The following is a 12,948-nucleotide window of genomic DNA, read 5'->3' as shown; positions in this document are numbered from 1 at the left end:
AAAAGCTGAGAGCAATGTCCCCGAAACAGCAAGGCTATTTATACATCGTCATTACCATGTGCATCTGGGGCGGTTTTACCCTGACAGCGCGGCTGAGCGCCAACTGGGGCATCAGTGCGTGGGATTTGACTGCTTTGCGGTTTCTGCTGGCTTTTGCCATTTTGATGCCGATTCTGATCTATAAAAAAGACACCGCATTTTTATGGAAAAAAGAGCCTTTGATTCTGGGGCTGATCGGTGGGGTCATCTATTGCTTAACCGCCTATAGTGCATTTCATTATGCGCCTGCAGCGCATGCCGCTATTTTTTTAAATGGCTGCATTCCGCTATGCACAGCCATTGCTGCTTATGCCTTATTTCAGCAGTCTTTTGACCGCAATACCTGGATCAGCCTGGCGATCATGCTGATTTCACTCAGCGCAATGAGCTATTTGATGTATTTGCAGACAGGCCAAGCGTTCGGCTTGGGTGATTTGCTGTTTTTCCTCAGTGCGATTTGGTGGGGGATATTTACCGTTTTGCTGCGGTTCTGGAAGCTCTCCGCATGGCATGCCATGGCAGGCGTAGCTATCTGGTCAGCAATTATCTATGTGCCGATTTATCTGCTGTTTCTTCCTAAGCATCTCAGTGAGCCAGCTCCTGTGCATTTAATTTCCCAGGTGCTTTTTCACGGGATTTTCGTGGTGATTATTGCGACCCTGACTTATGTGGAAGCGATTAAGCGTTTGGGCGCATTCAAAACGGGAAGTATTGTCACTTTGGCGCCGTTTATGGCGGCGATTATTGCCGTGCCGCTGCTGGATGAACCGCTGAACTTTGCCATTATTTGTGGGCTGATCGGGATGGGCATTGGTGCGCTGCAGCCATGGCGCTGGCTGCAGCATCAGGATCCATTGCAGCGGCAATTGGACGAGCAAAAAAAGCAGCCGGATTAAGGCTGCTTTTTTATGCATGAACGTTATGTATCAGGGTGCTTAGCCAGCCTTAAATACCGTTCATGCAAGGGCGCAAGATGCTGGTAAAGATGATCCAGATGGCCGTCATTCAGCACAATATCATCTGCTGATTGCTGTTTCTGCGCGCGCGGCATTTGCGCTGCAATGATCTTTTGAATTTGCATTGCATTTTGCCCGTCACGTTGAGAGGCGCGCTGAATCTGCAGCTCTTCACTGGCGTCAATCAATAGCGTGCGCTGTGTCAATTCATGCTGATTGGTTTCAAACAGCAGGGGAGAAACCAAAATGGCGTAAGGGCTTTGCGCTTGCGACAATTGCTGAATGATTGACTGCCGAATCGCAGGATGGGTGATACGCTCTAGAGTTTGGCGCGCTTCAGGTGATTTGAAAATATGCTCGCGCAGCGCGCGCCGGTCCAGTTCACCATCATCCTGCAGAACCCAGTCACCGAAAGCTTGATGGATTTGCGCTAATGCGGGCTGGCCTTTTTGCACCACTTCCCGTGCGACGACATCGGCATCAATAACCGTAATGCCTTGGGATTCAAACCATGCGCTGGCTGCTGATTTGCCGCTGCCGATTCCGCCTGTTAATCCCACCACCCATGCCATGCCGATTCCTTATTGACCTAAATAGATCTTCATAATCTGTTCGCCCCACAAAAAGGCGATCCAGCCTGCAATGGCGATGTAGGGGCCAAAAGCGAAAGGCTGATTTTCTTTGCGGATTTTTAGCAAAATAATGCCGATAATCGCGCCGACCAAAGAAGATAATAGCACAATCAGCGGCAGCATCATGGGACCCATCCATGCGCCTAGGGCTGCCAGCAGTTTGAAGTCGCCATAGCCCATGCCTTCTTTGCCGGTTACGATCTTGAAAATGTAATAGACAATCCATAGGCACAGGAAGCCGATGATATAGCCCCATATGGATGCGGTTGGGCTGGTATAAATGCCATAGCTGTTGATGCCGAGGCCTAAAGCCGCCAAAGGCAGGGTATAGCGGTCTGGCAGCAGCTGAGTGTCAAAATCGATGAAGGTCAGCGCAATCAATGCCCAGGTGAAGATCAGGCCAAACAGCATTTGCATGGTCGGGCCAAATACAGCCACAACGATTAAGGAGCAAACGGCGGTCAATAGCTCAATCAGCGGATAGCGGATGCTGATCGGGGTATGGCAGCTGCCGCATTTGCCGCGCAGAACCAGCCAGCTGATGACTGGAATATTTTGATACCAGCGAATCGGACTGCTGCATTTGGGGCAGGTGGACGCCGGCTTGCTGAGAGTGAATTTGCTCTCATCAATGATCGGCTGTTCAGGATGAAGCAGAAATTGGCAATCATTGCGCCATTCCTGCTCCATCATTTTCGGTGTCCGGTAAATGACAACATTGAGAAAGCTGCCGATGCATAAACTGAATAATCCAACAGCAATATAGAGTGCTGCTGGATTCTGAATGAAATATTGAATTAGTTCGAGCATTAAACCACAGAACCCATTTGGAAAATCGGCAGATACATGGCAATCACCAAACCGCCGACCAATACGCCTAAAATCGCCATAATTAAGGGTTCCATCATTGCGGTTAAGCCATCCACGGCATTGTCGACTTCATTTTCATAATGCGTCGCCACTTTATCCAGCATGGAATCCAGCGCACCGGATTCTTCACCAATTGCGACCATCTGCACGGCCATCGATGGGAACTTATCCGTGACCCGCATAGCGAACTGCAATTGCTGGCCTGTAGCCACATCTTCACGGATTTTCATTACGGCTGTTTCGTATACCACATTGTTGGTTGCGCCGGCAGTGGATTCCAAGGCGTCAATTAATGGGACACCGGCCGCAAAAGTCGTCGCCAAGGTGCGGCTGTAGCGGGCAATAATCGCTTTATACACCAGATCGCCGAAAATAGGCGCTTTCAACGCGGCTTTATCCAGCAAATCCCGGAATTTTTTGCTGCGCTTTTTCGCTTCCATAAACCCAGCAATAGCTGCGCCGATCGCGATGATGAGAATAAACCAATATTGCTGCATCCAATTGGACATGTTGACAACCATTTTCGTAAAAGCAGGCAAGTCTGCGCCAAATGAAGTAAAAAGATCTTCAAAAACGGGCACTACTTTCACCATCAAAATGATGGTGACAATAATGGCAACGACAACAACCGTAGCTGGATATTTCATGGCTTTTTTAATTTTCTGCTTTAACAGTTCGCTTTTTTCTTTATAGATCGCTACCCGGTCCAGCATGGTTTCCAAAGCACCGGACTGTTCACCGGATTCCACTAAAGAGCAAAACAGGTTGTCAAAATACTGCGGATACTTGCGCAGTGCGCCTGCAAAGGTGTTGCCGCCTTCCACTTCACCTTTGATGCCGAGTACAACTTCACGCATCGATGGGTTTTCCAGGCCTTCAGCAACAATTTCAAAGCCTTGCACTAACGGCACGCCGGCTTTCATCATGGTCGCCAGCTGGCGGGTGAAAATGGTGATGTCTAAAGTAGAGACTTTCTTTTTCATCAGGCCTTCGAGAATATTTTTACGTTTTTCCCGAATGTTTTTGATGGTGACGCCTTGCTTGCGCAGTGTCACTTTGGCCAGCGCCATATTGCGCGCCGGAAGTTCCCCTTTAAGTTTGGCCCCTTTACGGTCAATGCCTTCATAACTGAAGGTTGGCATCATCTGCGCTTTTTTGACAGCCATGAATTTATCCTTATTTTAAATTTAAAATACAGCAATTATTCACTGGTTACACGATTGACTTCTTGCAGTGAAGTCACCCCCTGCATAACCTTCACTAAGCCTGAACGGCGTAAATTATTAAATCCTGCTTGATCTGCCGCTTCAGCAATTTCAATCGCGTTGCCGTCTTCCATGATAATCCGGGAAATTTCTGGCGTCACTTTCATCACCTCATAAATGCCGACACGGCCTTTGTAGCCTTCGCGGCATTCCGGGCAGCCCACAGGCTGATAAACCTGGAATTCAGGGTTGTTTAAATCATCTTCTGTGAAACCCATTTCCAGCAGGCTTTGCTGTGGAATTTCGACGGCTTCTTTGCATTGTGAACAAAGACGGCGCGCTAAGCGCTGTGCAATCACCAGATTGACGGAGGTTGCAATATTGAAGGATGGCACGCCCATGTTGCGCAAACGCGTCAGTGTTTCTGGGGCGCTGTTGGTGTGCAGGGTCGACATGACCATATGGCCGGTTTGCGCCGCTTTAATGGCAATTTCTGCGGTTTCCAAATCCCGAATCTCACCGACCATGACGATGTCCGGGTCCTGACGCAGGAAAGATTTCAGCGCGGCGGCAAAGGTGAGGCCGACTTTATTGTTGACGTTGACCTGGTTGATGCCTTCTAAGTTGATTTCCACCGGATCTTCAGCGGTCGAAATATTGGTGTCTTCACGGTTGAGGATGTTCAAGCCAGTATACAGCGATACGGTTTTACCCGAACCGGTTGGACCGGTAATCAGCAGCATGCCTTGCGGCTTATCCAGCGCCTGCATGAACAGCTCTTTTTGTTCAGGTTCATAGCCAAGCGCATCAATCCCCAGCATGGCGCTGGAGGGATCCAGAATACGCAGCACCAGTTTTTCACCAAACAGGGTCGGCAGCGAGTTGACACGGAAGTCAATGGCTTTGTTTTTAGATAATTTCAGCTTAATCCGGCCATCTTGCGGAACGCGCTTTTCAGAAATGTCCATTTGCGACATCACTTTGAGGCGTGAGGCTAAACGGGTCGCCAGCTGCAAGGGCGGGTTGGCAATGGTGCGCAGAACTCCATCGACGCGGTAACGGACGCGGTAAGATTTTTCATAGGGTTCAAAATGCAAATCCGATGCGCCCATGCGGATGGCATCCACCAGCAGCTTGTTGATGTATTTGACAATCGGCGCTTCTTCGCCTTTTTCTTCTTCGCCGTCATCTTCAGTTGGCGCAGTATCTGTATCAATATCAAGATCGAAGTCATCATCAAAATCAAAGGTGCTTTCTTCAGCAAACTGCTGTTCGATCAGTTTTTCCAGCTTGTTGTATTCAACAATGATGGTTTCGGTATTCATCTTGCTGCTGAAGCGGATGGCATCGACCGCCTCAATGTTGGTCGGATTGCTGGTCGCAACATACAGCACATTCGCATGTTTAAAAATCGGCAGCACCCGGTAGCGGGTAATCAGCTTTTCATCAATATCTTCACGGACAATTAAACCGGCATCATAAGCTGCAAGATCAAAAATCGGCTCACCGAATTCAGTTGAAATGGTTTCGGCAATGGTCAATGCTGGGACTTTCAATTCTTGCGTCAGATGGGCCACGATGTCCTGATTGGCTTTTTTGGCATTCAACAGCGCATCACGCATTTTTTCAGCAGATACGTGTCCTTCTTCGACCAGGCGCCGAATAAATCCTGTAAATCGTGGAGATCCCTGTAATGCTGTCATGCGTTAATTTGCCTATGCGTCAATTTGTTTATAATTGGTATACTAAAATTATACTTTTGTTATTTAAAAATACCACATCTTAAAGTGTTGTCACTACCTAAGAATTGATCAAAACTTTGAACCAGTCCTTAAATCACGGGGATTTTTTTTGAAATGCGGGATGAAATTTGGGTTTTCGGCTGAGGATGCTTAAATTGCCTGCTGAAATTTATCATCAAAAATTGCAATTCCGTGTAGAATGTGGCCGTTTTCATCTAAAGTTTCTGCAGGTTATTTATGTCGGGTCCGGCGATTACACCTTGGGTTGTTGGCAATTGGAAAATGAACCCAATGCGGGCTGATGCCAAACAGTTGGTGCAAGAATTAAAACAACTGCTTCTAAATCAAAATATTGAAGAGTCGAAGTGCCATATTGGCGTGTCACCGGTTGCTTTGGAGCTGCAAAGCATTCAAGCGCAATTTTCAGATTGCAGCCGCAGCATCAGCATGGTGGCTCAAGACCTGTCGCGCGTTGCTGGAACGGGCGCCTATACGGGTGAAATCAGTGCGGAATTGCTTAAAGACAGCGCTGTTGAATGTGTACTGGTGGGTCATTCTGAACGCCGTGAGGTTTTTGGTGATACGCCAGCCGTCTTGAATGAAAAAATTAAAAATGCGCTCAATGCAGGCTTAACCGTCATTTATTGCGTAGGTGAAAGCTTGGAGCAGCGTGAAAGCGGCCAAGCGGAACATACGGTTTTGCAGCAAATTTGCGATATTGCGTCTGTTGTTCAGCCTGAACAATGGAATAAAATCATCGTTGCATATGAGCCGATCTGGGCGATTGGCACCGGCAAAACCGCATCTCCTGAAGATGCGCAGGCGATGCATGCCAAAATCCGTGAAGGCCTGAGTCAAATCAGCCCGGCAGGTCAGGGCATGGCGATTTTATACGGCGGTAGTGTAAAGCCTGAAAATGCAGTAGAGTTAGCAGCCTGCCCAGACATCAATGGTGCATTGGTTGGCGGTGCATCATTAAATGCCGAGTCGTTCTATAAAATTGCTCAAGCATTTGCAAATACAAAATAATTAGGAGTGCAGCATGCAAACTTTTGTGCTGGTAGTGCATATTATCTTAGCCATTATGATGATTGTCTTGATTTTAGTTCAGCATGGCAAAGGGGCGGATGCGGGCGCATCTTTTGGCGGCGGCGGCGCAGCGACTGTATTCGGCGCTTCCGGTTCGGCTAACTTTTTAACCCGGCTCACTGCAATTTTGACGGCGTTATTTTTTGTGACCAGCTTGACTTTGGCGGTCTATGCGAAGAAGCAAACCACAGATGCATATAGCCTGAATTCAATTTCTTCAGCACCAGCTGCGCCAGTAAAACCGGCTGAAACTTCGCCAACTGCGCCAAAAACGGCTGAATAATTTATTTAGTTCTTTCTTTTTTGACGTGTTGCGACTAGAATGCGTCACAGCTGCGGTGGTGGTGGAATTGGTAGACACGCTACCTTGAGGTGGTAGTGCTTTCGGGCGTGGGGGTTCAAGTCCCCCCTTCCGCACCAACTTATAATCCAGAACATAAGTTGGTGTATGCAGCGGATTTCATTGATGCGGGATGGAGCAGTCTGGTAGCTCGTCGGGCTCATAACCCGAAGGTCGTTGGTTCAAATCCAGCTCCCGCTACCAATCTTATTTTAGAGGCACACTGAAATAGGCGCTTTATTGATTTAAAGCGGGATAAATTGTTGCACATTGATGCGGGATGGAGCAGTCTGGTAGCTCGTCGGGCTCATAACCCGAAGGTCGTTGGTTCAAATCCGGCTCCCGCTACCAATCTTATTTTAGAAGCACACTGAAATAGGCGCTTTATCGATTTAAAGCGGGATAAATTGTTGCATATTGTTGCGGGATGGAGCAGTCTGGTAGCTCGTCGGGCTCATAACCCGAAGGTCGTTGGTTCAAATCCAGCTCCCGCTACCAATCCTCTGATTTGCAAATCAGCAGGGCAATTCTTCAGGTTGTTTTCGATTGAAAATCACTTAAGAATTGTATATAATTTTTGCACGTTGATGCGGGATGGAGCAGTCTGGTAGCTCGTCGGGCTCATAACCCGAAGGTCGTTGGTTCAAATCCAGCTCCCGCTACCAAGTTTCTAAAAGAGGCTCACAACTAGGTGGGCCTTTTTGCACAGTGGACTAAGGTTTTCTGTGCACAATTGGGGCGATTACGCCCTTTTTTATTGGCTATTGCGTAGTATTGATAGAAATTTGGTCAAATCGTCATGTTTCGCTACTACAATAGCCGGCACGATCTGTGGTGGTCATTCCGGCCATGAAATCTCATAATTTTGACGAGAGTAAATGAAGCTATCAAATAAAACTCAAGCACTTCAGGACTTAATTGCACCCGCTGTGCAGGCATGTGATGTAGATCTTTGGGGTATTGATTTTGTGCCTCAGGGCAAGCGCTCGCTATTGCGCATTTATATCGACAAGCCGGTAGATGAAAACGCAGCGCCCGTTCTGAATGAAGATGGTGAAGAAGAGCAAGGCCGCGGCATTGGCGTGCAGGACTGCGTGCGTGTAACGCAGCAGGTTGGCGCTATGCTGGATGTGCATGATCCGATTTCAGGCGAATACGCTTTAGAAGTATCCTCTCCAGGCTGGGACCGACCGTTCTTCAAGCTGGAGCAAATGGCTGACTATGTTGGCCAGCAGATTGCATTGCGCCTTATCAGTGCTGTAGAGAACCGCCGTAAATTCCAGGCAAAACTGGTTGCAGTCGACCTTGAAAATGAAATGATTCAGGTTGAAGTTGAAAAGCAGCAAGTACTGGATATTGACAGTCACAATATTGATAAAGCAAATTTAATCTACCAAGATTAATTCAATAAATAAGAATCTGAACGAATAGGTGACTTATGGCACGTGAAATTCTTACCGTAGTAGAAACGGTTAGTAATGAAAAGGGTGTACCTCGCGATGCAATTTTTGAAGCGCTTGAACAAGCTCTCGTTGCTGCGACTAAAAAGAAATTCTACGAAGGCACAAATTCTGAAGAAGCGCGCCTTCGTGTAGAAATTGACCGCCGTACCGGTGACTATGCAACTTTCCGTCAATGGGAAGTGGTGGCTGATGAAGATCATGAAATGCCTGCATGCCAGGACGCGATTTCTGATGTTGATCCTGCAAAATGGTCAATCGGCGATATCCGCGAGCTGGAAGTTGAATCGATTGATTTCGGCCGTATTGCTGCGCAAATCGCGAAGCAAGTGATCGTGCAGAAGATCCGTGAAGCTGAACGCGCTTTAATCGCGGATGCGTATGAATCCAAAGTCGGCGAGCTGATTTACGGTGAAGTGAAAAAGCAAACCAAAGACGGCTTTATCATTGATTTAGGCGACAATGCGGAAGCGTATCTTGCGCGTGAAGAAATGATCGCCAAAGAAATTCTGCGTCCTAAACAGCGTGTGAATGCGATTCTTTACAGTGTGAACCGTGAAGGCCGCGGCGCACAATTGTTATTGTCGCGTTCTAAGCCTGAAATGCTGATTGCTTTGATGAAAAAGGAAATTCCTGAAATTTCTGAAGAAATCATTGAAATTAAAGCAGCTGCGCGTCAGCCGGGCGTCCGTGCTAAAATCGCTGTGAAAACCAACGATCACCGCATTGACCCAGTCGGCGCGTGTATCGGCATGCGCGGCACGCGTATCCAAGCGGTGCAGCAAGAGCTGAACGGCGAGCGCATTGACGTGGTTGTCTGGTCTGATGATGCTGCGCAGTATATCGCCAGCGCTTTAGAGCCTGCGGATGTATCCGGCATTGTGATTGATGAAGAAGAGCGTACTGCGGACATCATCTTCGCTGCCAGCGATCAGTTGGCGCGCGCCATTGGCTCTCAAGGCCAAAACGTGCGCTTGGCGTCTGAATTGACAGGCTATAAGCTGAACATGATGCTGGAAGACGAGTATCACGCACGTCAGCAAAATGAAGCGCAGCAATATTTGGATATGTTTGTCACACGTCTGGATATTGAAGAAGACCTTGCGATGGCATTGGTTGAAATGGGCTTCACTTCAGTTGAAGAAGTTGCTTATGTTCCTGCGGAAACATTCGACGAAATTGAATTGGATGCCGAAACTGTTGAATTGCTGCAAAGCCGCGCAAAAGAAGTGGCTTTGGCGGATGCATTGAAACAGCAGGAAAATATTCAAGAGCCGAGTCCTGAACTTGCTGCGATGGAAGGCATGACTCAAGAGATCGCGTACGCACTTGCTGCCCGCGGTGTGATTACAGTAGATGACTTGGCTGACCAAGCGACTGACGATATTGCTGATATCGAAGGCCTAGGTACAGAAAAAGCAGGTCAACTGATTATGAAAGCGCGCGAATCATGGTTTAACTAGGAGGTAATATATGACGGACAAGTCGATTAAAGAGTTGGCGCTCAACGTGGGGACCCCAGTTGAGAAGCTGCTGGAACAGGTTCGTGAAGCAGGTTTGCCGCAAGGTAAAGCTGATGACATTATTACCGCCGAACAACAAAATGTGCTCGTCAACCATTTGAAGAAAGTTCATGGCCAAGACGATGGACATGCAGGAAAGATCACGTTGAAACGTAAAACGACCAGTACAGCTAAAGTAGCGAGTACCTCAGGCAAGGCTAAGACTATTAACGTAGAAGTTCGCAAGAAGCATACGTTTACCAAGCCGGATCCAGAACAGATTAAAGCTGAAGCTTTAGCGAAAGCTCAAGCGGATCAAAAAGCGCGTGAAGAAGCTGAAAAGCCGGCTTCCGTTCAGCACAAAGAAGCGCCAAAACAAGGTGATTCTAAAGCGAAGCAAGCTTTGGAAGCGATGCGCGCAGCAGCAAAACAGGAAACTGCCAAGCAGGAAGTGCCTAAAGCTGCCGTTGTGGTGAAACGCAAATCAAACAACAAGCCGATTGTAAAGCAAACGGTTAAAGTCGCTGAAACGGCTGAACAGAAAAAAGCGCGTGAAGCGCAAGCTGCTCAGTTGAAAGCAACAGAAGAAGCAGTACGCCGCAAAGCCGCTGAAGAAGCGCAGCAGCGCACTTTAGAGCAGATGCGTCAAATGGCGTCTAAGTATTCTGCTGAAGACACCGCTGCAACAATCCGTGTTGTCGATGATTCTCCATTGGCTGCAGGCCTGGTTGGCCAAGCGTATGAAGATTCATTCAACAAAGAAGACCGTGAAATCAAGCGCGGCGGCGGCACTAAAGAAAGCCGCGGTCCGAAGAAAGGCGGCCGACGCGGCCAGGAAGAGCAGTCTTTCAGCCATAATCAGCATAAACGCGGTTTGAAAACCAGCCAGGCGAACAAGCACGGCTTCGAAAAACCAGTTAAAAAACAAGTTTATGATGTTGAAATTGGTGAGACGATTGTTGTTGCTGACTTGGCAGCCAAAATGGCGATCAAGGTGCGCGAAGTTATTAAATCATTGATGAAAATGGGTGAATTGGTTACGCAAAACCAAGCCATTGATCAAGAGATTGCAGCTTTGGTTGTTGAAGAAATGGGCCATAATCCGGTTCTTGTTTCTGAAACAGCGGCAGAAGACAACCTGCTTGAAGCGGCAGAAGAAGCGCGCGGTGTGCAAACAACCCGTCCGCCAGTGGTGACAATCATGGGTCACGTAGACCATGGTAAGACATCGCTTCTTGACCGCATCCGCCGCGCTAAAGTTGCACAAGGCGAAGCGGGCGGCATCACGCAGCACATCGGCGCATACCATGTGAAAACTGAGAAAGGCATTATTACTTTCTTGGATACACCGGGACACGCAGCGTTTACAGCCATGCGTTCGCGCGGCGCGAAAGCGACAGATATCGTAGTCTTGGTTGTTGCTGCAGATGACGGTGTTATGCCGCAAACTGCAGAAGCGATTGACCATGCGCGTGCAGCAGGTACGCCAATTATTGTTGCCATCAACAAAATGGATAAAGAGTCTGCTGATCCAGACCGCGTATTGAACGAATTGACTGCAAAAGAAATCGTTCCTGAACAGTGGGGCGGTGATGTGCCGGTTGCGCTAGTTTCTGCGCATTCAGGCATGGGTATTGATGAACTTCTTGATTTGATTTCTATTCAAGCGGAAATGCTTGAGCTGAAAGCATCTGAAGAAGGCGCAGCGCAAGGTGTGGTTATTGAAGCGCGTGTAGACAAAGGCCGCGGTGCGGTAACGTCTATTCTGGTTCAAAACGGCACATTGAAAATTGGTGACCTGGTCCTTGCCGGTTCATCTTACGGCCGTGTCCGTGCAATGACCGATGAAAACGGCCAGCGCATCAAATCAGCGGGTCCTTCTATTCCTGTGGAAATTCTGGGTCTTCCAGAAGCGCCAATGGCAGGTGATGAAGTGCTTGTGGTTGATGACGAGAAAAAAGCGCGTGAAGTGGCTGATGCGCGTATGGACCGTGAGCGCCAAAAGCGTCTTGAACGTCAAAGCGCGATGCGTCTTGAGAACCTCATGGCGTCGATGGGCAAAAAAGATGTGCCTATCGTGAATGTGGTTCTGAAAACAGACGTGCGCGGTACTTTGGAAGCCTTGCATGTTGCGCTTGCTGAGCTTGCAACTGATGAAGTGAAAGTGCGCGTGATCAGTTCAGGTGTCGGTGCGATCACTGAATCTGACGTAATTCTTGCAGAATCTTCAGAAGCTGTGCTTCTCGGCTTTAACGTTCGTGCGGATACTGCAGCGCGTCAAAAAGCGGATGCAGACGGCATTGATATCCGTTATTACTCAGTGATTTATGAACTGATTGATGACGTGAAAGCAGCCATGAGCGGCAAGCTTGCGCCAGAACACCGTGAAACAATTCTGGGTGTTGCTGAAGTGCGTGAAGTGTTCCACTCAAGCAAATTCGGCGCTGCAGCAGGCTGTATGGTTCTGGAAGGCGTATTGCACCGCAACAAGCCAATCCGTGTATTGCGTGATGACGTGGTGATTTTCCAAGGTGAGCTTGAATCGCTTCGCCGCTATAAAGAAGTGGTTGAAGAAGTTCGCGCCGGCATGGAATGCGGCCTTGCAGTGAAAGGCTATAAAGACATCAAAGCGAAAGATAAGATCGAAGTTTATGATGTTCAATTGATTAAACGGAGTCTTTAATGGCGGGTAGTCAGCGTCTTAAGCGTATGGCCGATACAGTTCAGCGCGAGTTGTCTGAACTGATCCGTCAGGAGCTTAAAGATCCGCGCTTAGGTGGTCTGGTGACCATCTCAGCAGTGAAAGTCAGCCCAGATTTAGGCTATGCTGAAGTTTATGTCACTGTGATGGGACGTGAATTAGGCGATGAGCAAAGCGAAGCGGCGAATAAGGAAACTCTGGAAGTCTTGAATAAGGCATCCGGTTTCCTGCGCCACGAGCTTGGCCACCGCATTAAAACGCGTGTAACGCCGCGTTTGCGTTTCCATTATGACAAGACCAATGCTTACGGCAACTATATGTTTGGCCTGATTGCGGAAGCAGTGAAGGATTTGCCTCCTGCTGAAGCGCAAAAAGATGATGAATAAGTCCTGCTAGGACACTAAAAAAGCCG

The 12,948-nt window shown here is 48.2% G+C and carries 11 protein-coding genes and 5 tRNA genes; 12 read left to right on the top strand and 4 right to left on the bottom strand.

Going from position 1 to position 12,948, the window contains the following annotated elements:
- Positions 1–14: 14 nt before the first annotated feature.
- Positions 15–935 (top strand): DMT family transporter, encoded by a 921-nt coding sequence (locus tag ACE3T3_RS04345; protein WP_374664422.1) that lies wholly within the window; start codon positions 15–17, stop codon positions 933–935.
- Between the two features lie 23 nt (positions 936–958).
- Here the strand turns inward: ACE3T3_RS04345 and coaE are convergent, their stop codons facing one another.
- From coaE to pilB, 4 genes are read right to left on the bottom strand one after another with little or no spacing between them, the layout of a single operon-like run.
- Entirely contained in the window at positions 959–1,567 is a 609-nt protein-coding gene (coaE, locus tag ACE3T3_RS04340) for a dephospho-CoA kinase (RefSeq protein ID WP_374664420.1), read from the bottom strand.
- 9 nt (positions 1,568–1,576) lie between these two features.
- A complete protein-coding gene (locus tag ACE3T3_RS04335) occupies positions 1,577–2,437 on the bottom strand; it encodes an A24 family peptidase (protein ID WP_374664418.1) in 861 nt (286 codons plus the stop codon).
- Positions 2,437–3,663 carry a type II secretion system F family protein gene (locus ACE3T3_RS04330; RefSeq protein WP_374664416.1) on the bottom strand — a complete coding sequence of 409 codons (1,227 nt, stop codon included), beginning with the start codon at positions 3,661–3,663 and terminating at the stop codon, positions 2,437–2,439. Before ACE3T3_RS04330 ends, ACE3T3_RS04335 begins: the two co-directional genes overlap by 1 nt.
- A 35-nt stretch (positions 3,664–3,698) precedes the next feature.
- On the bottom strand, positions 3,699–5,405 hold the full coding sequence (gene pilB / locus ACE3T3_RS04325) for a type IV-A pilus assembly ATPase PilB (RefSeq protein ID WP_374664414.1): 1,707 nt from the start codon (positions 5,403–5,405) through the stop codon (positions 3,699–3,701).
- A 276-nt stretch (positions 5,406–5,681) separates the two neighbouring features.
- On the opposite strand from pilB, the gene tpiA reads away from it, so the two are divergent.
- The 11 genes from tpiA to ACE3T3_RS04270 all read left to right on the top strand — a co-directional run bounded on the left by tpiA (position 5,682) and on the right by ACE3T3_RS04270 (position 12,922).
- Positions 5,682–6,473 carry a triose-phosphate isomerase gene (gene tpiA, locus ACE3T3_RS04320; protein WP_374664412.1) on the top strand — a complete coding sequence of 264 codons (792 nt, stop codon included), beginning with the start codon at positions 5,682–5,684 and terminating at the stop codon, positions 6,471–6,473.
- Positions 6,474–6,486: 13 nt separating this feature from the next.
- Positions 6,487–6,816, top strand: a complete 330-nt coding sequence (gene secG, locus ACE3T3_RS04315; RefSeq protein WP_374664410.1) for a preprotein translocase subunit SecG — start codon at positions 6,487–6,489, stop codon at positions 6,814–6,816.
- Positions 6,817–6,868: 52 nt separating this feature from the next.
- Positions 6,869–6,953, top strand: a tRNA-Leu gene (locus ACE3T3_RS04310).
- Between the two features lie 47 nt (positions 6,954–7,000).
- Positions 7,001–7,077: transfer RNA gene (locus ACE3T3_RS04305), tRNA-Met, on the top strand.
- Between the two features lie 70 nt (positions 7,078–7,147).
- Positions 7,148–7,224 (top strand) — tRNA-Met (locus tag ACE3T3_RS04300).
- 70 nt (positions 7,225–7,294) lie between these two features.
- Positions 7,295–7,371, top strand: a tRNA-Met gene (locus ACE3T3_RS04295).
- A gap of 90 nt (positions 7,372–7,461) precedes the next feature.
- Positions 7,462–7,538, top strand: a tRNA-Met gene (locus tag ACE3T3_RS04290).
- 213 nt (positions 7,539–7,751) lie between these two features.
- On the top strand, positions 7,752–8,276 hold the full coding sequence (rimP, locus tag ACE3T3_RS04285) for a ribosome maturation factor RimP (protein ID WP_374664408.1): 525 nt from the start codon (positions 7,752–7,754) through the stop codon (positions 8,274–8,276).
- Positions 8,277–8,311: 35 nt separating this feature from the next.
- On the top strand, positions 8,312–9,796 hold the full coding sequence (gene nusA / locus ACE3T3_RS04280; protein ID WP_374664406.1) for a transcription termination factor NusA: 1,485 nt from the start codon (positions 8,312–8,314) through the stop codon (positions 9,794–9,796).
- Between the two features lie 10 nt (positions 9,797–9,806).
- Positions 9,807–12,518 carry a translation initiation factor IF-2 gene (infB, locus tag ACE3T3_RS04275; protein ID WP_374664404.1) on the top strand — a complete coding sequence of 904 codons (2,712 nt, stop codon included), beginning with the start codon at positions 9,807–9,809 and terminating at the stop codon, positions 12,516–12,518.
- Entirely contained in the window at positions 12,518–12,922 is a 405-nt protein-coding gene (locus ACE3T3_RS04270; RefSeq protein WP_374664402.1) for a ribosome-binding factor A, read from the top strand. The genes infB and ACE3T3_RS04270 overlap by 1 nt, the downstream gene beginning before the upstream one ends.
- Positions 12,923–12,948: the final 26 nt, after the last annotated feature.

Source organism: Acinetobacter sp. (assembly GCF_041919735.1).
Taxonomy (GTDB): Bacteria; Pseudomonadota; Gammaproteobacteria; order Pseudomonadales; family Moraxellaceae; genus Acinetobacter.
The sequence above is the reverse complement of the archived record's forward strand: the minus strand, read 5'-3'. Positions and strand labels throughout refer to the sequence as shown.